The organism is Chitinophaga filiformis, assembly GCF_021646545.1.
Classification (GTDB): Bacteria; Bacteroidota; Bacteroidia; order Chitinophagales; family Chitinophagaceae; genus Chitinophaga; species Chitinophaga filiformis_A.
Window position 1 is genome coordinate 14,677 of the sequence record NZ_JAKIRP010000016.1, and the last position, 25,146, is coordinate 39,822.

General features: G+C 45.7%; 22 protein-coding genes. 10 read left to right on the forward strand and 12 right to left on the reverse strand.

Going from position 1 to position 25,146, the window contains the following annotated elements; genetic code table 11:
• Positions 1-184: 184 nt before the first annotated feature.
• The 3 genes from L3C95_RS28265 (at position 185) to L3C95_RS28275 (ending at position 2,872) form a co-directional block, all read left to right on the forward strand.
• Positions 185-1,090: a helix-turn-helix domain-containing protein gene (locus tag L3C95_RS28265; RefSeq protein ID WP_236393540.1), complete on the forward strand. Its 906-nt coding sequence runs from the start codon at positions 185-187 to the stop codon at positions 1,088-1,090.
• A 233-nt stretch (positions 1,091-1,323) separates the two neighbouring features.
• A complete protein-coding gene (locus tag L3C95_RS28270; RefSeq protein ID WP_236393541.1) occupies positions 1,324-2,364 on the forward strand; it encodes an NADP-dependent oxidoreductase in 1,041 nt (346 codons plus the stop codon).
• A 70-nt stretch (positions 2,365-2,434) separates the two neighbouring features.
• Positions 2,435-2,872: a nuclear transport factor 2 family protein gene (locus L3C95_RS28275; RefSeq protein WP_236393542.1), complete on the forward strand. Its 438-nt coding sequence runs from the start codon at positions 2,435-2,437 to the stop codon at positions 2,870-2,872.
• Positions 2,873-3,055: 183 nt separating this feature from the next.
• Here the strand turns inward: L3C95_RS28275 and L3C95_RS28280 are convergent, their stop codons facing one another.
• The 7 genes from L3C95_RS28280 to L3C95_RS28310 form a co-directional block, all read right to left on the reverse strand.
• Positions 3,056-3,997: a hypothetical protein gene (locus L3C95_RS28280; protein ID WP_236393543.1), complete on the reverse strand. Its 942-nt coding sequence runs from the start codon at positions 3,995-3,997 to the stop codon at positions 3,056-3,058.
• Between the two features lie 131 nt (positions 3,998-4,128).
• Positions 4,129-5,238 carry a TlpA disulfide reductase family protein gene (locus tag L3C95_RS28285; RefSeq protein WP_236393544.1) on the reverse strand — a complete coding sequence of 370 codons (1,110 nt, stop codon included), beginning with the start codon at positions 5,236-5,238 and terminating at the stop codon, positions 4,129-4,131.
• A gap of 2 nt (positions 5,239-5,240) precedes the next feature.
• The gene (locus L3C95_RS28290; RefSeq protein ID WP_236393545.1) at positions 5,241-6,644 is read right to left on the reverse strand and encodes a RagB/SusD family nutrient uptake outer membrane protein; all 1,404 of its coding nucleotides are present in this window, start codon (positions 6,642-6,644) and stop codon (positions 5,241-5,243) included.
• A gap of 20 nt (positions 6,645-6,664) precedes the next feature.
• Entirely contained in the window at positions 6,665-9,925 is a 3,261-nt protein-coding gene (locus tag L3C95_RS28295) for a SusC/RagA family TonB-linked outer membrane protein (RefSeq protein WP_236393546.1), read from the reverse strand.
• Between the two features lie 326 nt (positions 9,926-10,251).
• Positions 10,252-11,382 carry a FecR family protein gene (locus L3C95_RS28300; RefSeq protein ID WP_236393547.1) on the reverse strand — a complete coding sequence of 377 codons (1,131 nt, stop codon included), beginning with the start codon at positions 11,380-11,382 and terminating at the stop codon, positions 10,252-10,254.
• A gap of 51 nt (positions 11,383-11,433) precedes the next feature.
• Entirely contained in the window at positions 11,434-12,012 is a 579-nt protein-coding gene (locus L3C95_RS28305) for an RNA polymerase sigma-70 factor (RefSeq protein WP_236393548.1), read from the reverse strand.
• A gap of 178 nt (positions 12,013-12,190) precedes the next feature.
• A complete protein-coding gene (locus L3C95_RS28310; protein WP_236393549.1) occupies positions 12,191-12,646 on the reverse strand; it encodes a hypothetical protein in 456 nt (151 codons plus the stop codon).
• Between the two features lie 85 nt (positions 12,647-12,731).
• On the opposite strand from L3C95_RS28310, the gene L3C95_RS28315 reads away from it, so the two are divergent.
• The 3 genes from L3C95_RS28315 (at position 12,732) to L3C95_RS28325 (ending at position 15,542) form a co-directional block, all read left to right on the forward strand.
• Entirely contained in the window at positions 12,732-13,709 is a 978-nt protein-coding gene (locus L3C95_RS28315; RefSeq protein WP_236393550.1) for a helix-turn-helix transcriptional regulator, read from the forward strand.
• A gap of 29 nt (positions 13,710-13,738) precedes the next feature.
• Complete coding sequence (locus L3C95_RS28320; protein ID WP_236393552.1) at positions 13,739-14,602, forward strand: helix-turn-helix domain-containing protein; 864 nt, start codon at positions 13,739-13,741, stop codon at positions 14,600-14,602.
• A 178-nt stretch (positions 14,603-14,780) separates the two neighbouring features.
• A complete protein-coding gene (locus L3C95_RS28325) occupies positions 14,781-15,542 on the forward strand; it encodes a nuclear transport factor 2 family protein (RefSeq protein WP_236393558.1) in 762 nt (253 codons plus the stop codon).
• A gap of 105 nt (positions 15,543-15,647) precedes the next feature.
• Here L3C95_RS28325 and L3C95_RS28330 read toward each other — a convergent pair whose 3' ends face one another.
• Positions 15,648-17,198 (reverse strand): sulfatase-like hydrolase/transferase, encoded by a 1,551-nt coding sequence (locus L3C95_RS28330; protein ID WP_236393560.1) that lies wholly within the window; start codon positions 17,196-17,198, stop codon positions 15,648-15,650.
• A 657-nt stretch (positions 17,199-17,855) separates the two neighbouring features.
• Between L3C95_RS28330 and L3C95_RS28335 the strand changes: the two genes are divergently transcribed.
• Positions 17,856-18,740, forward strand: a complete 885-nt coding sequence (locus L3C95_RS28335; RefSeq protein WP_236393566.1) for a helix-turn-helix domain-containing protein — start codon at positions 17,856-17,858, stop codon at positions 18,738-18,740.
• Between the two features lie 128 nt (positions 18,741-18,868).
• Complete coding sequence (locus L3C95_RS28340) at positions 18,869-19,843, forward strand: alpha/beta hydrolase family protein (protein WP_236393572.1); 975 nt, start codon at positions 18,869-18,871, stop codon at positions 19,841-19,843.
• Positions 19,844-19,917: 74 nt separating this feature from the next.
• Here the strand turns inward: L3C95_RS28340 and L3C95_RS28345 are convergent, their stop codons facing one another.
• The gene (locus tag L3C95_RS28345; RefSeq protein ID WP_236393573.1) at positions 19,918-20,472 is read right to left on the reverse strand and encodes a hypothetical protein; all 555 of its coding nucleotides are present in this window, start codon (positions 20,470-20,472) and stop codon (positions 19,918-19,920) included.
• A gap of 318 nt (positions 20,473-20,790) precedes the next feature.
• Between L3C95_RS28345 and L3C95_RS28350 the strand changes: the two genes are divergently transcribed.
• Entirely contained in the window at positions 20,791-21,603 is an 813-nt protein-coding gene (locus L3C95_RS28350; protein WP_236393575.1) for a hypothetical protein, read from the forward strand.
• Between the two features lie 137 nt (positions 21,604-21,740).
• On the opposite strand, the gene msrA is transcribed toward L3C95_RS28350, so the two are convergent.
• From msrA to L3C95_RS28365, 3 genes are all read right to left on the reverse strand, one after another.
• Complete coding sequence (gene msrA / locus L3C95_RS28355) at positions 21,741-22,247, reverse strand: peptide-methionine (S)-S-oxide reductase MsrA (protein ID WP_236393582.1); 507 nt, start codon at positions 22,245-22,247, stop codon at positions 21,741-21,743.
• Positions 22,248-22,362: 115 nt separating this feature from the next.
• Positions 22,363-22,887, reverse strand: coding sequence for a GNAT family N-acetyltransferase (locus L3C95_RS28360; RefSeq protein ID WP_236393584.1), 525 nt, complete (start codon positions 22,885-22,887; stop codon positions 22,363-22,365).
• A 34-nt stretch (positions 22,888-22,921) separates the two neighbouring features.
• On the reverse strand, positions 22,922-23,527 hold the full coding sequence (locus L3C95_RS28365; protein ID WP_236393586.1) for an FMN-binding negative transcriptional regulator: 606 nt from the start codon (positions 23,525-23,527) through the stop codon (positions 22,922-22,924).
• Positions 23,528-23,598: 71 nt separating this feature from the next.
• Here L3C95_RS28365 and L3C95_RS28370 point away from each other — a divergent pair, with 71 nt between their 5' ends.
• Entirely contained in the window at positions 23,599-25,083 is a 1,485-nt protein-coding gene (locus L3C95_RS28370; protein ID WP_236393588.1) for a PLP-dependent aminotransferase family protein, read from the forward strand.
• The last annotated feature ends 63 nt before the right edge of the window (positions 25,084-25,146 follow it).

Genomic DNA, 25,146 nt, shown 5'->3' on the forward strand with positions numbered 1-25,146 from the left:
GATAATAAAAGTAATATGAATATCTAATTTTATTGATAAGACTATGCCTACCGGATTACAGGCTACACTTTTTACAATATAGGCTACTTTTTAATTACCGTTTTTGCTGACCTTTGTTATGTGGATGTAAGGATACCATCCTTCGTTCCAGGAGTACGTGATTCATCTTAATTTGATCTAAGCCATGAAAGAAATACCTTCACCCATCGTTTATAAAAGTATCTCTGAGTTGATGCGGGATATGGATATGCCTAAACCGCTGCATCCACTGGTCGCTTTGGTAAACTACGAAAGGGAGAAAGGTGGCCGTGAGCTCGCCGGACAAAAGTTCCTGATCGATTTTTATAAAATTTCCTTTAAGAAGGAATTCAGCGGCCAGATAAAATATGGACAAGGCTATTATGACTTCGAGGAGGGGGGCATGGCTTTTTTAGCGCCAAATCAACTGATAACAATGTCCACCGATGAAAACTGCCTGGAGGGCTACACCCTGTTTTTTCATGCTGACCTGATCCGGAACTATCCACTGGGGAAGAACATTCAACAGTATGGTTTCTTCACTTATGCAGTGAATGAGGCCTTATTCCTGTCGGACAAAGAAAAAAAGGTAATCGCCGGCCTGTTTGAAAACATTGCGGACGAATTGAACAATAATACAGACGCTTTCAGCCAGGATGTGCTGGTTTCGCAGATTGAATTGCTGCTTAACTACAGCAATCGTTTTTACAACCGCCAATTCCTTACCCGCAAAGCAATTCATCATGACCTGATCAGTCAGATGGATACCTACCTCGAGGCACGTTTTGCGAACCAATCAGGGGGTATACCAACTGTTCCCGAAGTGGCTAAGCATCTTCAGGTTTCACCGAGATACCTGACAGATATGCTCAAATCATTGACCGGTCAAAGTGCGCAACAGCATATCCATGACCGCTTAATTGAAAAGGCTAAAATGATCTTAAGCAGCACCCGGTTAACCGTTGCCGAAATTGCTTACCAGCTGGGCTTTGAGCACCCACAGTCTTTCAATAAACTATTTAAGCGCCAGACCAACCTTTCACCGAACGTTTTTAGAAAGTCTTTTAATTGACAGCCTTCTGATTAAATGAGTTAAGAACAGATTATTTGCGTTGACAAGAAGTGAATTTGATGTAGCCTATACATTGAAATAAGGAAGCCTTTTCCTATTACAGATCTGAAATAAAATCAGGGTTACTATTACAGCAGCCTCAAGGAGCTGTATGCCCGTTGCCCGAATGTTTTTCTGTTATCAATAGAAATCCAGGGCTTGTTTAAAATCTATAAAATAAAAACTACGACATAATGAAACAGTTTGAAGACAAAATAGATAAAAGTGAAAACGCAGTGATGAAGGCCATCCGGTTGCATGAATTCGGAGGCCCTGAGGTATTACGTTATGAAGAAGCACCTATCCCGGCGTTGAAGCCGGGTGAAGTGCTCGTTCGTGTTCACGCAGTAGGTATCAACCCTCCTGACTGGTATCTGCGTGACGGATATAGAACGCTTCCGCCTGAGTGGAGGCCACAACTCTCCTTCCCTATCATTCCGGGAACGGATATATCAGGTGTAGTCGAGGCCGTTGCACCGGATGTGCAGGGCTTTGCTTCCGGTGACGAAGTTTTCGGCATGATTCGCTTTCCCAGCTTCGGAGACAGCGCTGCTTATGCGGAATACGTAGCTGCGCCTGCATCCGACCTCGCACACAAGCCAGCAGGCATTGATCATGTGCAGGCTGCGGCAGCACCGATGGCCGGTCTCACTGCCTGGCAGTTCCTGATTGAATTGGGCCATGATGTACAGAACCCGCTTCAGGCAGAAAGGCATCAGCCGGTACCACTCGAAGGCAAAACGGTGCTCGTCAATGGTGCAGCGGGTGGTGTGGGACACTTAGCCCTGCAGCTGGCAAAATGGAAGGGCGCGCACGTGATAGCAGTGGCATCAGGCAAACATGAATCGTTCTTACGCCAACTCGGTGCAGATGAATTCATCGACTATAAAAAGAACGCTCCGGAAGACGTCGCGCATGATGTAGATCTCGTTGTAGATACCCTTGGCGGTCCGACTACCGGTCGTTTCCTGCGTACGCTCAAGCGTGGCGGCGCATTGTTCCCCGTGTTCTTAGGCTTCTCCGACGCTGAGGAAGCTGCGAGACTGGGTATAACAGTTTCCATGACCCAGGTGCGCTCAAACGGTCCGCAGCTGGAGGAGTTCGGACGCCTGCTCGATACCGGAACAGTTCGTGTGGCTATCGACAGCACGTTTCCGCTTGCTGAAGCACAAAAGGCACATGAACGGGCCGCTCAGGGACATATTCAGGGAAAGATCGTGCTCACTGTCGCGTGAGAGTGAAATAAAGGAGCACGCTCTTCCAGCGCGTGTTCTTTCCCTCAACAACTATTATAAAATCACCAACATGGACATTACAGAATTAGCCGATAGAGCCGCTCTCAAAGAACTGGTTGATACCGTTTCCATTCTGGCGGATAAGAAGGAGGTACACGCCGAGGTGCAATTATTTACCGAAAATGCAATATCAGAGACCTTTGCCGGAAGCATGTCAGTGTTAAGACTGAAAGGCAGGAAAGAAATGGAAGAAGCGTTTGGGAATTTTCTAAACGACTTTGAAACCGTTTACCATTTAAATGGCCAGCAGACCGTAACGATAAATGGAGATAGTGCTACTGGTACGTCTTATTGCCTGGTGACATTGATCGGTACCGAGAATGGTAAAAAAATGAAGACTACTATCGGGGCAATTTACCACGATGATTATATCCGTGAGAGTAATCGTTGGCTGATCGCGAGGAGAGTAGGGAATTTTAGCTGGCAGGAAAAACGGGAGCTCCAATAATATTCACAATACTAAACTAAAAAATGCCTCACTTTCATGAGGCATTTTCATTGAAACCATGAGCACCGTTATAAATATATAGGTTTGGTACTGTCGGTTCCTGTTCATGGTTCGGTCGTCATTGGATAAAAGTATAGTTAGGAAATAACATACTTTCCTGGTTATAAAAGAGCGTGATACTTTTTATACCTGTACATCCAGCCTCACCCAGGCGAAATCATCCTCCTCTATCCTACTCCAACCACACGTAACGTTGTACATTCCAGGCTGCACTTTAAATAGCGTCCCCACTTTCAGAATGTTTAAACTATTCAGTTGCACCGGCGGGTTTAGATCAGCGACCCGGCTCAATCCTTCCGGCGCACCGAGATCATCCTGCGTCATAGGCGACCATGCCAATATTCCGCGGCCGGTTGGCAATAACAATTGTCCCACTTCATAAAATGCTTCACCAGTCGTCGCCACTTCAAGAGCCTTTTTTCTCTGCACATCGGTAAGTGCAGTAACAAAAAAGACGGCCGTTTTCGTTTGATCAAGTGCCAAGGTAACCGTGTTCGGTCGCACATCCCAAAACAACGCCTGCGCATTTGTTCCAAAGGATGCAATGGCTATTTCGTCCTGCGACAGCGCCGTTTCACAAATACGGGTGTAGTCCGTATCAATATCCATCTCCAGGTGGAATAAATGCTTCTCTTCTACAAAGAAATCATATGCACACTGCCTACGTTCCTGCCAGATGTTCAGCCAGTTTTGCCTGGCATCGGGTGTAACGATGTCAGCGTCAACCGCTGCTGTACCCATTACATTTGCTATGATCTCTGCGGTGGTCATTTTTTTCTGCTCCCGCATTACGATTTCCGGTTGTAACGTATAGATCTCGTTAATCAGAGTTTGTGTGAATTGCAGCAACCCGGCTTCATCATTAAAACGTACTGGGTCTATTGTTTGAAAATGGGATGAAAGTTCTCTGATAAACGTTCCATAGTAACTAACACGAAAGCCTGCGGGTAGCGTTTCATCGCTGCCTCTCCATTGCGCAAAATCTTCAACACCAGCAATCATAAATGGTCCGGCTTCACTGCTGGCGCTTCCATACCAGGTAAATTGTTTCTTTGGGTTCTCCATGCTATTTGATTTCTAAAGTTGCTGGCTATTTTTACCTGTTTCCTTCAGGACTGCACAATATACTCAAAAATATCTCTGCCGATAACCCAGGAAAAATAGAACCAAACCGGCTACACCTTTTTAAACAATAACTATTGAATAAGCCTCGCTACTTCAGCTTCCAACGCCTCTCCCCTCAGGTTCTTCCCTACTATCCTTCCCGTAGGATCGATCAGGAAATTCTGAGGTATTCCCCGTACGTTATACAGTTCAGCCGCCGCATTATTCCAGTAATTCAGATCCGAAACCTGCGTCCAGGTTAGTCCGTCATGCTGTATCGCTGCCAGCCAGGCATCCTTTTTACCCGCCTGGTCTAATGATACCCCCAACACAGTAAAGTTCCGGTCCTTATACTTATTATACACTTTAACCACATTGGGATTTTCCGCCCGGCAAGGCCCACACCAGGATGCCCAGAAATCTAACAGTACGTATTTCCCCCTGAAATCGGATAACCGTACCGGTTGTCCATTCACATCATTTTGTGTAAAATCAGGCGCTATAGAACCGACTGACGTCGGACCAGTATCAAACAATTCATTTCCCAGTTTTTTCCCTGCCGCGGTGTTCCTGACGGCTGGGGAAAGTTGTTTAAATAAGGATTGCGTTTGTGTAACAGGCAGCTCGCCGGCCAGCTCTATCAGGGTTTCAAGGCTTAGGTAGGAGTCGGGATGATGCACGATGTAAGCATATTTCAAAGTATCCCGCCGCTTCATCATCTGCTTTGCCTTATCATACAAACTCAGAATAAATGCACTATCGACCGGCTGCGCGGAAACAGCTTTCCTATAACTTTCGTCCAGCTGCAATGAAAGGGCGTCTCCCAATGCCAGTACCTCCTTGTAATAGCCGGCATATTGTGCATTGATCTTACCTCCTTTCACCACCGCATGCTTTAGTGAATTTGTACCTTTTATACTGATCACTCCCTGTTCCAGGTAAAAAGTGATCGCATCCTCGCTGTTCGCGATCGCAACACTTACCTTCTCCGGATCTGCGACAACTCCCCTGAAAGTAAATCTGCCAGCCGACAACTTTGTAGAATCCAGTACCCGCTCGTTCGACCAGCCCATTGAATAGATCAGATATACCTTTGCCGGCTGCTGCATTTTACTGAGCTGACCTTGTATTGTGTATTGGTTCTGTGCGGTTGTACGAGCTGTAAATAAAAGCCCCAGGCCCGCGATAATAATTTTTCTCATGATTAGTATCCGAAAGTTTGAGTAAGGTTAGGATTATAGGTGATTTCCGTTGGTGGTATCGGCCAGAATTGTTTATATGCGGCCCATACATTACTACCTTTCGCAGCAAGCATGGTAGCATCCAGCTTGCCCGTGCGTCTGAGGTCAAAAAAGCGGTTTCCCATTTCAGTGAACAGTTCTACCCGGCGCTCCTGCGCTATGGCAGCCAGCAGGCCTGTCTCAGTAGAAGCGGTGGTATTGGGTAATCCTGCGCGATTCCTTATTACATTGATATCTTCCTTTGCTCCATTCAGATCCTTCATCGCAACCCTTGCCTCTGCTCTTACCAGATAGACGTCTGCCAACCGCAGGATCATAGACCGCTCCACACCATTGGCAATTGACTTGTATTTGTCAGGAAAATAATAAGTGGCAGCAGGCGTTATACCCGTATACGTAGTGGACCTCACCCAGTTCGTATACCGTGCATCACCAGGTTCAAAGCTGTTCAGCAGATCAGGTGTTAATTGTACCTGTACCAGGTAAGTAGACACAGGATCAGTCGTCACTGTGGCCGGCATCGAGTTGTTATAGGTCTCGAATTCAGTTGTCTTCTCATCGTTTATCTTAGCCATTGACCAGATAGTCTCCTGACTGTTCTTTAAGAATACATCCGCCAGTTGTACCAGCTTGTAGGTACTATTGTCGGCAATCACAGCATCCGCCATATCTGCCGCTTGCTGCCACTCCCCTGTAGCCAGATACATTTTTGCCAGCAAGGCCTGAGCGGCACGAAGGTTCGGACGGGCCCTGTCGGAAGTGACAGCGCCATAACCATTCTTATACGTAGCTGACAACAAGGACGTCGCTGTCTTCAGATCACTAATGATCTGCTGGTATACATCGCGTTGTGGTGCACGCGACAGTTTATTGGTTACGTTGAAATCGGAAGTTAAGGCCAGCGCTACATCACCATACAAATTGGTCAGATAATAATAATTAAATGCCCGTAAAAAATAACATTCTCCCAACCACTGGTTTTTAAAATACAGCCGGGCGTTTGTAGCGTTGATCCCTTCTATCGCCAGATTTAATGCATAGATCTTGCTGTAGGTCGATGACCAGTAATTTACGGTAGCAGGCGAAATAGCATCGGCATAACACATCTTGATAGTATTGTTTGCTGAAGTATTAGGCATGGGTGCTAACTCGTCGGCATACAGTCCGGTGAGCGCCGGAAAAGCATCAGGTCCGGCGCCGTTTAATGCCGCCAGGGAGCCGGTCACAATTGCCGATATTGAATTGTCTGATATATATGCGTCTGAACCACCAATCGTGCCTGCAGGCAACTGGCCATTATCCAGGTACTTTTTACAGCCGGTGAACAGCAGAGATAAAGCCAATAATTTTATGATGCTGATTTTCATTTTCATCTCAGTTAATTAGTTTAGAAGGATACATTTAAACCTCCGGTGATCACTCTCATCGGTGGTATCACCGACAGACTAAGGTTTTCAGGATCAAGACCACCCAGGCTGGAAATGGTTAAGAGGTTTTGTCCCTGCACATACACCGAGAGGTCCTTCACATGTAATTTTGAAATTATCGCGCCAGTGACATTATACCGGACACTCACGTTTTGTAACCGGGCATAAGCCGCATTACTATAGGCGCCGGTGCTATTCACATATAGTTGCGAAAAGTTGATCAGGTTCATTATAGAGGCACTCATACGCGGGACGTCAGTAACATCCCCTGGCTTTTGCCAGCGATCCAGCCAGTACGTGGGGCCGTTCAACCCATAATAGCCCACCGAAAATCCATTCTGCGCCAATCCATTCATCGCCATCCGCCTGGTAAAAACGAAAGAAAAATCTAATGACAGCTGTTTGTAGGTAATTGTATTCTCAAGCCCTCCGTAATATTTAGGCGCCAGATCAACAAACGCGGTTTTATCCGCATCTGTTAATTCCATGGCCTGATAATCTGCCTTTTCACCCTTGGCATTGACATAACTGAAATATCCCGTTTCCGGGTTTACACCGGCATAGTTGAACAATTTGATACCAGTAACCGGCTTATCAAGCACATAGTTCATTCCCAGGTTCCGGTAAGTAGGGAGCTTCACCAGCTTACTGGTAGGGATAGACAGATTGAACCGCGTGGTCCAGTTAAAATGCTTTCTCCTGATATTGTTGGTGCTGAGGCTCATCTCCCATCCGCTGGTACGGATCACTGCATCTGTATTCACTGGAAAGGAACCGAAACCGGTCACTGTAGACAATGGAATATTGATCAATTGATTCGAAGCTATATTCCGGTAATAATTTCCTTCTACATGTACCCTGTCTTTAAAGAAGCCCAGTTCGAGCCCTACTTCGGTATTCCTGTTATGTTCCCAGCTGAGGTTAGGGTTTGCAAGACTACCCGGACTCAGGGTCGTACTTCCTGCGTAAGTGCCTGATCCGGCTACATACTTACTTAGATACGCAAAGTCGCCCACAGCGTCTCCTCCTATAATACCTGTACTGGCACGAACCTTTCCATAACTCAGGAATAACAGTTTGTTTTTAATAAAAGGCTCCTCACTGAAAATCCAGGCGGCAGCCACAGAACCGAAAGTGCCGAACTTCTTACCAGGCCCAAAACGGGTAGAACCATCTCTTCTTCCATTGAGGTTAATAATGTATTTCTGGTCCCAGATGAATTTCATAATGGCATACATACCAATATCCCGGTAGGGCGTCTGACGATAGTTAGTCGTCACCAGCGTAGCTACAGAAGGATTGCTGAGCAATGCGTCAGAAGGAAAACCTTTACCAGAGATCTCATCGACAGTACTGAGGTTGTTATCCAGCTTACCGCCGATCTTAAAGCTGAAATCGCCTTTTTGCCAGAAGCTATTGTTATACTCTGCATAAGGCTCAAGGGTCACATTACGGGTCTGAAAATGATGAAAGCTGCTATATGTCTCAGCTGCAGCATCCACTTTTGTTGGTGGCATGGCAGTAGTAGGAAATCCCATTAACTGTTGACCGTTAATATTGCTGTAACCCAGGTTTACCCGTAATGCAACATGGTTGAAAGGCCGGTAGATGAGGTTTGTATTGCCGAGTAAGTTATTGGTCACATTACGGTAGGTACGGTTTATATCTGCTGCAATAGCACTATTCGGATTCTCCCAGTTCACACTTCCATCGGGGAGAAAAGGAGCTGGTGCATTGGGTGGCATGAACGCTGCTACTGTTGAAAAATCTACCGGCACCATCTTATTCACACTGGAAAGATAAGTACCTGAAATCGCATAACTGAATTTGTTATCTTTCGTATTAGTGTTGATAGAAAAGTGCAAAGAGCCATCCAACATGGAACCTTTATGTAACTGGATGTTACCTGTCTTACGAAGACTACCGCTTACCATATAGCTGCTGGTTTGTGTGCCACCACCATAAGTAACGTTTACGTTAGCCGTCTGCGCCAGACTGCCCAGCAGCTGTTTCTGATAATCATTATCTCTGTCCACCGGGTAAGTTCCGTTCAGATCCAGGTCGCCGTCACCCACAGTGGCACCATCATTCTTCAGTGCCTCCCGGCGCAGCATGAGATACTGTGCTGTATTCATCGGCTTCACATGCTGCCCCAGCATAGAAATACCGTCATACACATTGAGATTTAATGTGGGTGATCCAGCCTTTGCCTTTTTTGTGGTAATGAGGATTACGCCATAAGCACCTTCTGCACCATACAGCGAAGTCGCATCTGCATCCTTTAGCACACTGATGCTCTCAATGTCGTTAGGGTTTAAGTAGTTCAAACCATTACCTCCCTGTAAAAAGTTGCCGGTACCATAAAGCGTATTTGTTTCCATCGGCAATTTTGCACCCGGATAGGTCACACCATCCACTACCACCAGCGGAGGGGGCGCCGTCGAACTAAAGTTGGCTGCGTTTCTCAGGCGGAGCGAAAATGCACCTCCAGGCTGGCCGGTCACCTGCTGAATGAATAAGCCGGGCACCTTTCCCTGTAATGCTTCCAGTACATTGTTGACAGGATTCTTCGCAATATCTTTAGCCGTAATGGTCGTTACATCGCCGGTATTAAACCGCTTGGTGGTCGAGCCATAAGCAATAACCTGCACCTGGTCCAGATCGCCTACATCCACCTGCAAAACTATTTTCAAAGGCCCGGTGTTCCCGGTTACAACCACTTCCCTGCTTACAAATCCCACAGAAGAAAACTGCAGCACGGCTTTCTCCTCAGGAACGATGATGGTAAAATTCCCTTTTTCATTGGTCACCGTTACCCGCTGAAGATCACCTTTCACCTTTACAGTTACCCCCGGAAGGTAATTATTGTGCTCGTCCATCACAGTACCTGTTACCATCCGGGGAGCTGCAGGCTCACTCATTGCAGGTTTAGCACGGATCAGAATAATATTATTCTCAATGCTATAAGTAAGCGGTTGATTCGCCAGGCATTTATTCAGTACTGCCGGCAGATCAAGATCTTTCACATGGATAGTCACCGGTTTACTGGTATTCAGCATATCATCGGTATAAAAAAAATCATAGCCTGTCTGTTTCCTGATCTCTTTAAATACCTTCGATAGTGGTGTCTTCTCCACATCAAGCGTGACCTTCTGGGCATAGCTGCTGGCACTTGCCTGTACAATGCCGATTGTAGTAAGGATGAGTACGATCAATTTCATAATGCGCAAGGACATTAATGCGCAGGTTGTCCACCTGCCTGATTTTTCAGGACAAAAATTCATAATTTTGGTTGAGTTAATTCGCAAAGCAGCCTTGCCCACGAAGCGGTGCTTGCTACGCGATTAATTTTTAATGAATAATGTTTAGTCTGAGACCGGCCACACCGGTACCAGTAGCTAAGCACAAATCCTTAACCGGAAGTGTTCCACCGCTTCCGATTATTCATTTATGCTTAGCCGTTCTATAAAGGCGTAGGTGATTATTGCATTGTCGTCATCGTATTTAGTATGTTGGTTGATAAAATAATGTCTGGTTGGTTTCTGAATTAATTACGCTCCTGTTTGTCAGCTATAGTAATATGATTATTCTTCACAGTAAATTTTACCGCGGCGGTTGTTTCCAGCATTTTTAGTACCACCGACAGATTCCGCGACCGCGATACCTCTCCGCTAAAAGTCAGCGTGCTATGGCTATAATGCCCGTAATCCACATCCACATCATACCAACGGGACACCTTCCGCATAATATCCGGCAGGGTCTCATTCCTGAATATGAAATCCCCCTCTTTCCAGTCAATAGCCACTTCAGGGTCTACCGTACTTACCTTTACATGTTGCAGACTGTTCAAAATTGCCTGCTGTCCAGGCTTTAAGACCGCACTTTCGCCACCATCAGCTGTTACACGAACAGCTCCCTGCAATAAGGTTGTTTTAATTACCGGTTCGTCCCCATAAGCGTTTACGTTAAAATGCGTGCCCAGTACATCAATTATTTGCCCCTTACAAACCACCCTGAACGGTTGGCCGGCACGTTGCGCTACTTCAAAATAAGCCTCCCCGTTAATTTCCACTTTCCGTTCCTCACCTTTAAAAGTCACCGGGTAGGTAATAGAAGACGCAGCATTCAGCCACACCTGCGTACCATCTGCCAGTACCAGGTGATGTTTTCCGCCTCGTGGGGTACTCACGGCATTGATCAATGGAGTACCATCTTCTTCCTGCACCGCTCCGCTGGTATAATTCAGCTCCCCATCCGCCTTCTTTTTAATGATCATCCCCCCTTGCTGTGCCAATTGTCCTTCCTTCGCATCCTCCAGTACAATGCGCTGGCCATTAGCCAGTGTCAGCACCGCCTTGTTGGACCCGGGACGGGCATCATGCTCCATCACCGCTACTGGTGGCTGTTTCGGGGTATTTGGGGTACGGTATAAAAAATATCCGCACGCTATCACCAGTACAGCTACAGCCGCCGCCACAGATATCCATGGCAGGCGGTTCCGCTGTTTGGCTGGTAAACGAGGGATAAGTAGTTCTATTTCAAGTAACTGTTCTTCTGTAAGCTCATTCAGTTCCGGTAATTCCAGCTGATCATACCATGATTCAATGATCGCTCTCTCATCCGGAGTGCATTCTCCGGCATTATATTTATGTAGCAGTTCTTTAAATGATACCCCCATATAATGTATGACAGGAGAAAAAGGGGGAAGGGCTAGTGGAAATGAAACTTTTTAGAAAAAATAATGGAAAGCGATCAGGGTGCATAACCCGATCTTCAGGCGCAGGATTTTTAGGGCCGCTTTGATATGGTTTTTCACAGTAAACTCAGAGATATTGAGTCGCTCAGCAATCTCTTTATGACTTAGATGTTCCTTACGGCTCAGTATGAATACTTCCCGCATTTTTGGTGGAAGTGCAGCGATCTCCTTATCGATCATCTGCTGTAGCTCCTTTTCCCTCATCTGAATGTCGGACGCATTGTGCCCTTCATCAATAAAGTTTTGAAAATTAAGTGCATACCGGGCTTCCACCTGCTTATGTTCTATATAATTCAATACTTTATTGCGGACCATGGTGTACAGATAAGCAGATACCTGCTGAATGGGGGGAAGCTGCTCACGTTGGCTCCATAGCGTAGAAAAGACCTCCTGCACGATTTCTTTCGCATCCTCAAGATCACCTGTCTTCTTATAGCCATGAATGATCAGGGGTTTCTTATACCTGTTGTAAAGTTCAGTAAAAGCAGCATTGTCGCCTGCCTGCAGCATGACAACCAGCTCCCGGTCATTGGCATGTGTTAAGAACCCCATTTGGTCAAAAATAGAAAAAAGCGGGGTATTTTAATAGCTAGTGGGAAGACACCTTCCCCGATTATACGCTCATTGATTGTGGGATACTGGCATTAGCCGGCGATTGTAAATAACGAACACCCTTCAAATCGTTAAATCTGAAGGGTGTCCAGCTAAACTTGTCCTGTAACAACCACGATCAATTAAACTTAAACACACCCAGCACAAAAATGCTGAACAGCAAAAGCAGCTGCGCCAGATAGAACAGCATCATTTTCTGCTTCAGGCTGCCAACACCTGCACCACTATCTGCAGCAACCATTGCATTCATCCTGTTGCCCAGTGATTTCCCCACAAAACCAGCACCAATGCCAATTAGTACCAGTACGATCTTTATCCTGAACCAAAGCTGTTCTGCAAAAACACCTTTTGTCAGGTACATGAGCGAGAAGCCGGAAAGTAATAGTAAGCCCATGCCGATGCCAATGATCATAGGAAGCCTGGCACCCAGTTCCATCACCGTTAATGCCTTGGCTTTGTCAGTTACATAAAATTTCCAGAAACGGCGGTTCATCAGATAACTGATAAAAGTCGTTCCGGCGGCTAATGTCAATCCTGTAATGTGTACCAGTAAACTCAGAAGGAACAGATTCATAGCGTTCTTGTTTTGATGCGAAGGTGGGCCGGTTCCCAAAATTTTATTTACATTTAAGGGAGTTAAATTTATATCTGAGGAACACATGCCATTTGAGATCAAGCATATTGCCAGCAACCAGATAGTCCGTCACAGTGACGCACCCGATAGTGATGCCAATAGCTCCGACCTCATAGAACACACCAACCGCATCGCGTTGCCGTTCGCTGATGCTGTGCTGTCGCATTGGCAATTTGACGGTATTCGTATGATACATACCAACTGGCATTATAAGACCCGTTCAGATATGGCCTTCCGCTTTGACGAAGATGTTGTGCAAATGCATTTCAATCTCCGTGGCAAATTGCTGCTTAATTCCGTTCAACACGGGAATCTGCTCTCCTTTGAACATAATCAGCATAACATACTCTACGGCAATAGCAATGCCGGTACCATCAGCAATGAACATTTGCATGCCTCTCAGTTCCAGATCCAGTTTCCCCGCGAGCGCTTCCTGAAATTAACAGAAAACGCCAACGATACCCTGAAGCGCTTTTCTGAAAATATCGTATCCGGAAAGCCGGTATTGATCGCTGACCAGCATCTGCCGATAGATCTGCCAATGCAACAAACGATCGACGCTATTCTTAACTGCAAATATCAACAGGGGCTCAAGAAAATGTTCCTCCTGTCCAAGGCCATTGAACTACTGGTATTGCAGGCAGAAGCGTTTAACCGCCCCCCTAAAAAGGCCGTTGCCCGTACTGATTATGATAAAGACCGCATCCATTATGCGAGGGAGTACGTGCTGCAACACATAGACAACCCGCCCGGTCTGTCAGAGCTTGCCCGCATAGCAGGTCTGAATGAATACAAACTGAAACGCGGATTTAAAGAAATGTTTCAGATCACCGTGTTCGGCTATCTTGCGGAAAAGCGCCTGGAGTTATCGCGGGATTATTTATCCGATCCTAATAAATCCGTGACCGAAATTGCAAACCTGTTAGGGTACTCGTCTGTACAACATTTCAGCGCTGCGTTTAAGAAAAAGTTCGGGCACCCGCCCAGAGAAGAAAAGATGTAGCCACAATTCAGGCCCGTATATTTTTTATTATGGCGACAGATATAAAGTCATACAGATTCAAAGCAGGATTCCGGCACGAGATAGAGGTGCAGCCGTTAAAGAAATTATATACCGAGCACCGGGATATCCTTGTCCAGCCACATCGCGCTGATTTCTATCACATCTTCTGGTTTCAGCAGGCGCCACAGGTACACGTGGTCGATTTCAAGCCTGTCCGCAACCTGAATAACACCCTGCTGTTTGTCAACAAGCATCAGGTACAAACCTTTCAGCAAAGTCAGAAAGTTACAGGAAAGGTGTTGTTATTCACGGATGACTTTTTTGCCAAATCAAACGATGATCTCCTGTTCCTCAAAAATTCCATTCTGTTCAATGATTTTCTGGATACCGCCACGCTTAAACTGTCTGCAAGGTCAAAGCCGCTCATTGCCTGTTTCACTGAAATAGAAAACGAACTTCCTGAAAAGGAAGATGCTTATACATATGACATTCTCCGGAACCTCCTTCATACCCTTCTATTGCGTTGCGAACGTGAGTATAGACGACTGGGGCATCATGAAATAAAAAAAGGCGCCGATCTTGACTATACCACCTTATTTAAAGACCTTTTAAATAATCAATATAAAGGGCTGCGGTCCGTTAACGGATATGCCGGTCAAATGAATGTTTCCGAAAAGCGCCTTACCAACGCCACTACAAAGACACTTGGCAAAACACCGAAAGAACTGATAGATGAACGTGTAATGCTGGAAGCGAAGCGGCTCCTTGTGCATACGCTTTATTCAATCAAGGAAATCGGCTATGAACTGGGTTTCGACGAACCCACCAACTTTATCAAATTCTTTAAAAAACACGCGGAAAAGACGCCCATAGAGTTCCGCGAAAGCCACTAATCCCCCCGTTCCCAAAAGTATCATACATCGTCCGATTTTGACCTTTCCCGGCCCAGGGTATTGGAAGACCTTTGCTATGTCAAAACGAAACTGAATGAAATTTAAAGCGATCACTTATCTGGCAGTATCTGCACTGATAATACCAGCACTATTTATTTACGCGACAAAACCCAGGCATATGGAAAAAAAAGAAAAAGTTATAGCGCTTTTAAAAGCTATTGAAACAGGCGCCAGTGAACCTGTTGCCGTAATTAATCCCAATAAATACATCCAGCATAACCTCGGCGCTGAAGATGGATTAGCGGGTTTCGGAAAGCTACTGCAACAACTGCCGCCAAAATCAGCGAAAGTGAATACCGTAAGAGTATTCCAGGATGGCGATTATGTGTTTGCGCACACTGACTACAACTTCTTCGGTCCAAAGATCGGATTTGACATCTTCCGTTTCGAGGACGGCAAAATTGTGGAGCACTGGGACAACCTGCAGGAAAAGCCATCTACACCGAATCCCAGCGGCCATACAATGACAGACGGATCAACGGAGGCAAAAGATCCGGATAAGACGGCTGTTAACAAACAACTGGTCAAAAATTTCGTTGAAGATATTCTTGTAAATGGTAAAATGGAGAAGCTGACCGGATACTTCAATGGCGACAATTATATCCAACACAATCCACAGATACCTGACCAGCTCTCCGGATTAGGTGCTGCATTGAGCGAGATGGCGAAGCAGGGCATCACGATGAAATACGACAAGATTCACAAAGTACTGGGAGAAGGCAATTTTGTTTTAGTAGTAAGCGAAGGACATCTTGGCGGCAAGCATTCATCATTCTATGACCTTTTCAGGGTAGAGAATGGTAAAATAGCAGAACATTGGGATACGATTGAAGAAATACCAGCAAAAGACCAATGGAAGAACAATAATGGCAAATTCTAACAGTATTCTTTTGTGATTGTATGTTATAGAAGAAAGCCCACTCAATTTGAAGTGGGCTTTCAAATTTCAGGAAAGCGCTTTCACTTTTAAAAAGATTTATTACCACTAAGCTGAAATACTATCCAGCTGAGATTCCTGTACCTGCTCCGTTTCCTGCGGAGCCCTCACTCTCAGCTTATCTATAATCAGCTGATGCAGTTGTTTTGCGAGATCGTCCCGGATTTCCCGGTATGCCGGATCATATGCAAGGTTAGTATATTCAGAAGGATCGTTCACCAGATCATACAGCTCAAACTGGTTGTAATAAGCACCTGCTGCATCAAAATAATAACTAAACTTCCATTTCTCCGTACGAATGCAGCGGATACGATTTGCGGCATTTACGGCCGACCATTGGCTGTTGGATCCTGCCTTTGTATCATCATAAGTAAACAATATGCTATCCTGTACAGGAATGCCTTCCTCTATAATTGGCAACAGGCTGGTGCCTGCCAGTCCTGTAGGAGGGTTCGACACATTGGCAATCTCCAGGAACGTAGGCATTATATCTGCCAGTGTCGCCAGCGCCATTGAGTGCTGCGCCTGGTCGCCGGAAAACAAAACAGGATTGGAGATGACCAGCGGAATCCTCAATGCTTCTTCGTAAGCCACAAAGGTCTTCTGACGCAATCCACCATGTGCAAGCCCCATTTCTCCATGGTCTGAAGTAAAGGTAACGATAGCTGCATCTGCCAGGCTTTTCCCGTTACTATCTTTGGCATACAATTCTTTGATCAGGTGACCGATCTCTTTATCGACCCAGCTTAACAGATAGCCATAAAAATTTATGTAATTCAACTTTTGCTCCGTTGTAGCCAAAGGCCCTAATAAACCTGCCATTCCTATCAGGATCTGTTCCTGGGCCATTGGTTTTTTATTGGCCAGCAAGTGCTCATTCACGGTATCAGGTAACCCGATTTCCCTTCCGGACCAGGAATCGGAGTGATATCCTGAGGTGCCGGCTGTATTCGGATAAGCCAATACATCGTGCGGATTCACCAGCGATACGATCAGGCAATATGGCTTGTGATGACCTGCCGCCCTTCTGGCTTTTACCTCCTGCAGATATTTGATCGCTTCTGCCACATACCGGGCATCATGATTGGCAAATCCACCGCCAAAATTTAATGGGTTCACGTCTTCTCCTGCATCTGGCGATATCCAGCCCATGGCGCCGAATAAAGCTATATCCGCAGGTGTTAAATTGTCGTAATTGGTCACCGCACCGTTGCCGGCCACACCTTTACTCATATGCCACTTACCACGATACTGTACATCATAACCTTCATTCCAGAGTACATTCATGATGTTTGGCAAAGATGGACTAAGGGTTGGTTCCGCAGGCGATAAAGGTCCTCCTATGGTCAGTGTCTGGGAAACCATATGTTTGGCCGGGTAAAGACCGGTGAATAATGTAGCCCTGCTGGGTGAACACATACAGGTGTTACAGAAAGCCCTGTCGAAACTGAATCCGTTCTTTTTAAGGAAGGTAAGTGTTGGGAGATGCTGCTCCTCCCATCCCGGTGGAAAATGTTGTGTTGCACGCTGTTCATCAGTAATGATCAGGATAATGTCTGGCTGCTCGCCAAGTTGCGCTAACTTTTTTTTGAAGTCCATGGTGTATTGTGTTTTTATTAGGAAATATGGAATAACGTAAAGCTATATCGGGGCACTGTTCACTGTGGGGCGAGCAATTGAATAGTTTCAACACCAACGTTAAAACATCTATGCATGAAGAATATTAACGACGTTACGACATTTCGACCTGTTCCAGGCTTAAGGGATTAAGTCAAATCAGATGAAGGCCCCAGGCGTAATTTCAGGATGCGCCTGTCCGGGAATCCCCCGTCTCTCCTATATTTCATAGTATTCCCAAATGCTTTGATCTCTGCATTAAATATTCGATCCCCTTTTACTAACCAAATAGTATTCTTTTTGTTCAATCACCGTTGCTATCTCCATATTTCAAAGTCTTTGAGCTGGAACGTCTATATCAACACCTACATAATGCTTCTGCACCAATGTCCAACCCAGGAATCCCGCAATCAAAGTCAACACAAAGCCAATCGCCGTAAGCAGGATGGCGGCGCCTGCGTCCGGATGCCACCACAAGCTAATGCGTTCATTTTTAACCTGTTATCACTCAAATCCGGTCAGAAGTATAAAATAGCATTATAGTTTTTTAATGCTTATACCTGCCCACTCCTACTGGAATTACTATTGGAATCGAATGCTTGTTTACAGACATAGGTTTGATTTTGTTAATTTTGTCGGATGAAAAGTCATCCTGTATGTACAGCTGCCGCATTCCAGGCGGCTGATTTGAAATTGAAAGGCTTTAAAGTCCATGAGATCACAGGCCCTGCATATGCTTCTCTTTCATATGGCAGGCGCGATTTCTATAAAATAGTACTGGCTACCGGCGACATGAACATCTGTTATGGCGATAAGACAATCGACATAAATGACACTTTCCTGTTTTTCGGCAATCCCCATATCCCCTATTCCACTGAGCACCGCTCACCTGAACAAAAAGGTTATGCCTGCCTGTTTACGGAAGAATTTATCGGAAGCAGGGACAGGAAGGAAAGTTTACTGAATGCCACTATATTCCGTTTTGACGGGATACCGGTGATTCCCATAAACAGCGAACAGGCAACGTTTATTGAAGGACTTTATCAAAGGATGTTGTCTGTATACAGCGGTGATTATGACCGGAAGGACGAAATGCTCAGAAGCTGCATAGACCTGATTATTCACGAAGCATTGAGCATTCAGCCACAACAGGAACTGAAGCAAAGAAACGCTGCCGCGAGGATCACCGGCTTATTTACCGAATTACTCGAAAAGCAATTCCCCATAGAAACTATGGCAGACCCACTCCGGTTGAGAACAGCCCAGGACTTTGCAGAAAGTCTGGCCGTTCACGTTAACTATCTCAATCGTTCCGTAAAGGAAATTACCGGCAAACCCATTTCTGTACATATCGCTGAGCGCATTGCGGCAGAAGCAAAAGCGCTTTTACAGCATACCAACTGGAGCGTAGCCGACATTGCCTATGCCCTGGGTTTTGAATACCCCAGCTACTTTAACAACTATTTCAAACGTGTAAGCGGCATTACCCCCAACGCTTTCCGGAAGAATAAGGGGAAAGTATGAAAATCATAATTTTTCGTTTGATTCTCTTTAAAATTGACCGTTGGTTAAGCGGAGCTTTGTGTTCATAAAACAAATGCAGCAATCAGCCACTACGTCTGATTGCAGATTAAACTTATAACACAGGCATCATGGAAAAAGAAGCATCAATTGGATTAGAAGCATCGGCGACGACTGTACACGGAAATGGAATTATCAGTACAGCTACACAGGTCGTATCTGTAAGTCCCGTCGTACTGTCTGCGCCCGGACGTGGCGTGGACCTGCAGGTACGCGTTTCTGCACCCGTTACAGGCAATAAGCTACCGGTCATTGTCTTTGCGCATGGTTACGGCTCCTCATTAGACGGCTATGCGCCGCTCGTTAATTTCTGGGCGTCTCACGGCTTCGTTGTGATACAACCCACTTTCCTTGACTCGAGAACACTTGGCCTCAGCCCTGAAGATCCGAGAACACCCGTTATCTGGCGGTTTCGTGTGGAGGATATGAAGCGCATCCTGGATCATCTTGACGTTTTTGAAGACGCTCTTCCGGGACTTAAGGGACGCGTTGACCATAGCCGCATTGCCGCCGTCGGTCATTCGTTTGGTGCGCAAACAACAGGCATGCTGTTAGGCGCACGGATTATTGGTGCTGATGGCAAACCGGGACAAGATATGTCTGACCCACGCATCAAGGCCGGCGTGTTACTTTGCGCGGCGGGCCGCGGTGGCGCAGACCTCACCCCCTTTGCAGCGGCACACTTTCCGTTTATGAATCCCAGTTATGCAGAGATGACTACACCGACGCTCGTAGTGTGGGGCGACAAAGATGATTCTTTCCTCACCGTCCGGGGACCGGAGTGGTTCATGGACCCGTATACGCTGAGTACAGGGCCTAAATCATTGCTTACCCTGTTTGGAGGCGAACATTTGCTCGGTGGAATTTCCGGATACCTGGTAACCGAAACAACAGATGAAAATCCTGCACGTGTTGCAGCAGTTCAACGCCTTACCTGGGCATACCTCCGCAGCCAGCTCTATCCTGAAGATCGCGCCTGGTCTATAGCGCGTACTGAGTTGATGGAAAGTCCGGATCCGATAGGCCGCGTTGAAGAGAAAGCATGATACAAAACTAACAGCACTAAATACAAACAGCTGGTGGTATTCCCACCAGCTGCCTTAAAAATATTTTGTACCTGTTATTTCATTCTTTGATTGATCTTTCCCTGCGTGGACCCAAGCAGGTTGATAGACTGCTGCAGACGATCGTACGCTACACTTGCATCAAGGGCTAAGTCACGTTTACTTACATCCAGACCAGCCAGGAAAGCCTCAAGATTGGACAGGAACTGGGTGCCATCACTGTTCAGCACATTAAATATCTTGTCGTTCAAACGGTCACCTTCTGCCCGTAATTCATTGTTGGTAAGGTCCGTAACATTGCGCATCTGCCTGATCACATCCCCCATCTGCGTCTTCAGCACCTCCAGGTTTTCCGGATCCTTCTTACCCGGGGCCGTGTTGTTGCGGAAGATATTATCAGAAAGATTTTTCCTTGTCTTCATGTAAATAGTGAGATCCCTTTTGAGCGCTTCAAAACTGCGGCTCAGCTCCTCTCCCTTTTCCTTAGTAAAGTATTTGTCTACATCATTATCGAGATGTTTGGTCCAGTTCAGCAGACTCATGGAAACATCTACCACCGGTAGCGTTTGAGCAAAAGTCGTGGTGGCGAATAACAAGACGATAGCGAGCATTAAAATGCGGCGAAAGATCATTTTTTACTGAAAATAAGCAATTTATAAAATATGTTGTTCGTTCCCCGAGAGGACTGCCGGTTCGGCCGCCTCCCTGTCCCGGCCATTGTCAAGCACAGTTTAGGAATATACAGCCCATTAACGCCCAGCGCTTTTATAATATTTTACACAGGAGTTTTTATTTCACGCATTACAAATAATTAAAATACTATATATTTGCGCCGGCATCATGAGAATGTTTAACCTTTTCAGTTAACATAACCCATTATAATACATTGCCCTTTAATATTTAAATCAGAAATCTATACAAAAAAACCTATGAAGAAACTGTTATTCAGTGCCGCCGCACTTGTGGTATTGTTTGCTGCCTGCAGCAAAGATGACGACAATACACCTCAATCCGGAAAGAAATACCTGCTGCACATACTTTCTGAAGAAGACAGCCTCGAGATAACATATGATGCTGCCTACAACATGAAAAAAATAGGCAACTATTCTACTTCAACAGAAATTACTGAGTTGACCTATGAAAATGGTAAACTTACAAAGAAGAGCGGTAGTTATGACGGAGGTGAAATGAAACTGATTGAGACGTTTGATTACAACAGCGCAGGTAAACTGCTGAGGACAAACTTCTTTGTTTCAAGTGGCGCCAGATCCCGCTACGATAGTCTGGCTTACGATGCTAATGGTCGTGTAACTGCTTTATATGAACTTGGCTCTGAGATCGGTGGGACTTACAAGATACGGCATAAATATGCCTACATCTGGGACAGCAAGGGAAATGTTACCAGAACAGTGCTGCTGGCTGTAACTGATGGTGTTGAATCAAAGGATAGCTCTATTACTGACTATACCTATGATGACAAAGTAAACTTTGCATCCAGACAACCGGAGTTTTTCGCGCTGGAAGTTGAGGATCCTGCTTTCGGATTGTCTGTTAATAATGTAGTTAAATCTATAGAAACGTCTAACACTAATCCGGGTTATGTGTTAACTGTAACCGAACAATTCACTTACGACGAAGACGGATATCCTGTTACAAGAAAAGAAGTGGAGACTGAAACACTGAACGGTACAGTAGTACACACTTATGAAGATGCCTTCAGATACCGTTATATCAAAAAATAAACGACAATTATATCAGGTGTTTTCTCCGATAGAGGAAACACCTGATTTTTTTCTTCAGTTACCACAGGATGTCCCCCCTCACTATCCTCCTCACTGATAAGCTATCCCGTGGTGCTATTGTTTAAATAACTATCTATCTATTTCCCTTCCGTCTCTGCTAACTTCCACTCCGGCCGGATAAAATGGCAGGTATACCCAAAAGGATGTTTCTGCAGATAATCCTGGTGTTCTTCCTCAGCATCCCAGAAATCTGATGCCGGTACTATCTCCGTAACGATCGGGTTACGATAGATCCCTGCTGCTGTCAGCTCCTTCACCAATTCAACAGCCGTCTTTTGCTGCTCTTCGTCCAGGTAGAAGATAGCTGAGCGGTAAGATGTACCTATATCATTTCCCTGCCGGTTACGTGTGGTAGGATCATGTATCTGGAAAAAGAACTCAAGCAGCTTGCGGTAAGAAAGCTCATTTGGATCGAACTCTATTTTAATGCCTTCTGCATGTGTTCCATGGTTACGGTAAGTAGCATTGCGGACATCACCGCCGGTATAACCGACAACCGTCTTCTTTACACCAGGGAGCGCCCGGATGAGCTCTTCTACGCCCCAAAAGCAACCTCCCGCGAGTATGGCAGTCTGTGTTGACATATAACTTATTTTAGCCTGTAAGCCCCACTTTTATGCCAGGCGTGAAACGGCAGTCATTTTAGCAGATAAAGAGGGGAATGAGGACTGTTCTGTCAGGATGTCAAGGAATAAACCCTCAATACCCATCCTTACCGATCTTATATAAAAAATTCTGCTTAGATGCTTCCCCGAAATATGCCACTTCCATCTCACGCACTTTCTCCGCACCCAGGCGACCAATAGATATCTGGGAACGGATATTATTCACGCCGATATGGAAATACACCTGCGACACGAATTGAAAAATATAATCCAGCATCATTCTCTTAACACCATGATTGAACCCTGTTCCCCAATACGCTGTAGCATAAAAAGTATATCCGATACAAATGCTGCTTTCCGCTTCATCATAATCATAAAAACGGGTGCTTCCTGCTACATGCCCTGTCGCCTTATCTACGATCTTAAATGCCCCCTTACTCTGGATAGCTCCTTCAAAGAAGGTACGGAATACCTCTTCCTTCCATCGCTCCCTGTTGGGATGCTGTTCCCATATCTTCGGATCTCTTGCTACTGCATACACATCGTCAAAATCTTCCTCACGCAAAGGATAAAGGATGGCCTGTTCATTTTCCAACACAGGCTGAATATCGAATGTCATATGTCATGTTTTATATCACTACAATATGGAATCCCTACAGTGCCTTGATATGATTCGCCAGGTCCCTTTCCACTGTATTACCGCTCTTCTCCAGCTGCCTGACAATCCGCTCCCGTTCAGCCCCCGTTTTATTCTGGCTTAATTTCTTCTGCCCCTGCAGATCTGTTACTTCCAGTTCAAAAGCTACAATTCCCCGCATCATACCGGTTTTATACTTTTCGGAAAGCTCCTGCCATTGTGCCAGATAATCCGGCTCATAAAAAGTGATCATCTGCTCCAGTATCCGCGCTTTCGAAGCGTCATCTTCCAGTACCCTGGCCTTTCCGTAGGCATGCACACTCATATAATCCCAGGTCGGCACACTTTCCCTTTTGTCATAGTGTGTGGGCGAAATATAAGCATGCGGCTCAGAGAATATAACCAGCGATGTATTGGCTTCGATATATTTTGTCTGCGGATTAACAGCTGCAAAATGCGCGCGCAGTACCAGCTTCCCTGCCTCCTCATGAATAAAGAATGGCAGATGAGTCGCCAAAGGAATATTATCTCCCGTCGTAATGATAGTAGCAAAGCTGTACTGCTTCATAAAATCTATCATCTCTTTATTATCCCTGAACTGAAATGACTGCGGAACGTACATAAACGGATGGCATTAAACTGATACAAATGTATCTGTTGATTGGATTATATTTGTAGTCCAATTTCAATAAAATGGATAGTCCAATTTTAACCCGGGTCTTTCATGATATTCATCTTGAGCACGCTGTAGAAAGAGCGGTATACCTCCAGCTGGCAGATGCTATGCTGGCGCTTATCAAAAAAGGAATACTGCGTCCCGGCGTTAAACTGCCCGGCTCCCGGGATGTGGCCAGCCTGCTGCAGATCAACAGGATCACTGTATCCAAAGCATATGAGGAATTACAGATGCAGGGATGGCTGGAAAGTGCTGTAGGCAGGGGTACATTCGTTACGTCACACATACCGGAATCTGCACCCGGAACGTTGCGGACCGGAACAAAAAACAACACCTCCCAAACAGCAGGTTTTGTTATCCCGGGAATGAAGTACCTGGAAGTCATGCCGTCTGTTATCAATAGCGAACTGCATCTGGATGATGGGTTCCCGGACCCTAAACTGGCTCCCTTAAAGGAGCTATACAGGGCATATCGCAGCCAGTTAACCAGAAGTGGCTTATACAATAAGTTCGGCAAATACGGCCAGCCAGACGGCTCCGAATTTTACAAGGATGCCCTGTCAAAATACCTCAACGAAACGCGGGGCTTGAGAACTACTGCTCAGAATATTCTTTCAGTGAAAGGAACTGTAATGGGCATCAACCTGGTGTGCAATGGCCTGATCAGTCCCGGCGATATCGTTGTTTCCGGCATTCCCGGCTGGCGAAGGGCTGAACAGAATTTCATTCATGCCGGTGCAAAACATATCGGTATTCCGGTAGATGAACATGGCCTGGTAGTAGACGAACTAAGAAAGATCTGCCGCCGGAAGAAAGTAAGGATGGTATATGTTACGCCGCATCATCACTACCCGACCACCGTTTCACTACGGATCGACAGAAGGCTCGAATTATTACGGCTGGCAGGTGAATACGGCTTCATCATCTTCGAAGATGATTATGACTTTGACTTTCATTACAAACACCGTCCCTTATTGCCACTGGCAAGCGCTGATGAAAATGGTATGGTCATCTATTGCGGATCTTTCAGTAAGAGCTTCTCTCCTGCTTTCCGTATCGGTTATCTGGCGGCTTCACAGAATGTGATTGAACACCTGAGCCGCGTCCGCATCCTGCTGGACAGGCAGGGCGATCATATCCTGGACAACGCCATCGCAGAACTGCTACATGACGGTACCATGCAGCGATACCTTAGAAAAACATTGCCGGTATATAAAGAAAGAAGGGATTTTTTCTGTGACTTATTAAGCAATGAATTAAAACATGCTGTCAGCTTTAATATCCCGGAAGGTGGAATGACGGTATGGACAAAGTTTGCGGCTTCCATCGATCTGGAAAAGCTGGCAAATAATGCGTTAAAAAAGGGCTTATACATCTCCAACGGCAGAAACCATGTATATCCAACGTTTAATGCAAATGCCGCCCGTCTTGGTTTCGCTTCTTCTTCCAGAGATGAGCTGGAAAAAAGCGTGGGAATATTGAAGCTGCTACTAAAAAAATAATATGGTGTATAAAACAAAAAGAGGCTGCCACAAATGTGCGCAGCCTCCTTTCATTTTAGTACT

Coding starts and splice junctions, on each gene's coding strand:
- L3C95_RS28345 (WP_236393573.1), bottom strand. CDS start 20,472: ATGCTCGCTATCGTCTTGTTATTCGCCACCACGACTTTTGCTCAAACG.
- L3C95_RS28310 (WP_236393549.1), bottom strand. CDS start 12,646: ATGAATCTGTTCCTTCTGAGTTTACTGGTACACATTACAGGATTGACA.
- L3C95_RS28320 (WP_236393552.1), top strand. CDS start 13,739: ATGGCGACAGATATAAAGTCATACAGATTCAAAGCAGGATTCCGGCAC.
- L3C95_RS28290 (WP_236393545.1), bottom strand. CDS start 6,644: ATGAAAATCAGCATCATAAAATTATTGGCTTTATCTCTGCTGTTCACC.
- L3C95_RS28295 (WP_236393546.1), bottom strand. CDS start 9,925: ATGAAATTGATCGTACTCATCCTTACTACAATCGGCATTGTACAGGCA.
- L3C95_RS28370 (WP_236393588.1), top strand. CDS start 23,599: ATGGATAGTCCAATTTTAACCCGGGTCTTTCATGATATTCATCTTGAG.
- L3C95_RS28340 (WP_236393572.1), top strand. CDS start 18,869: ATGGAAAAAGAAGCATCAATTGGATTAGAAGCATCGGCGACGACTGTA.
- L3C95_RS28360 (WP_236393584.1), bottom strand. CDS start 22,887: ATGACATTCGATATTCAGCCTGTGTTGGAAAATGAACAGGCCATCCTT.
- L3C95_RS28300 (WP_236393547.1), bottom strand. CDS start 11,382: ATGGGGGTATCATTTAAAGAACTGCTACATAAATATAATGCCGGAGAA.
- L3C95_RS28305 (WP_236393548.1), bottom strand. CDS start 12,012: ATGGGGTTCTTAACACATGCCAATGACCGGGAGCTGGTTGTCATGCTG.
- L3C95_RS28330 (WP_236393560.1), bottom strand. CDS start 17,198: ATGGACTTCAAAAAAAAGTTAGCGCAACTTGGCGAGCAGCCAGACATT.
- msrA (WP_236393582.1), bottom strand. CDS start 22,247: ATGTCAACACAGACTGCCATACTCGCGGGAGGTTGCTTTTGGGGCGTA.
- L3C95_RS28285 (WP_236393544.1), bottom strand. CDS start 5,238: ATGAGAAAAATTATTATCGCGGGCCTGGGGCTTTTATTTACAGCTCGT.
- L3C95_RS28325 (WP_236393558.1), top strand. CDS start 14,781: ATGGAAAAAAAAGAAAAAGTTATAGCGCTTTTAAAAGCTATTGAAACA.
- L3C95_RS28335 (WP_236393566.1), top strand. CDS start 17,856: ATGAAAAGTCATCCTGTATGTACAGCTGCCGCATTCCAGGCGGCTGAT.
- L3C95_RS28350 (WP_236393575.1), top strand. CDS start 20,791: ATGAAGAAACTGTTATTCAGTGCCGCCGCACTTGTGGTATTGTTTGCT.
- L3C95_RS28275 (WP_236393542.1), top strand. CDS start 2,435: ATGGACATTACAGAATTAGCCGATAGAGCCGCTCTCAAAGAACTGGTT.
- L3C95_RS28270 (WP_236393541.1), top strand. CDS start 1,324: ATGAAACAGTTTGAAGACAAAATAGATAAAAGTGAAAACGCAGTGATG.
- L3C95_RS28315 (WP_236393550.1), top strand. CDS start 12,732: ATGCCATTTGAGATCAAGCATATTGCCAGCAACCAGATAGTCCGTCAC.
- L3C95_RS28265 (WP_236393540.1), top strand. CDS start 185: ATGAAAGAAATACCTTCACCCATCGTTTATAAAAGTATCTCTGAGTTG.
- L3C95_RS28280 (WP_236393543.1), bottom strand. CDS start 3,997: ATGGAGAACCCAAAGAAACAATTTACCTGGTATGGAAGCGCCAGCAGT.
- L3C95_RS28365 (WP_236393586.1), bottom strand. CDS start 23,527: ATGTACGTTCCGCAGTCATTTCAGTTCAGGGATAATAAAGAGATGATA.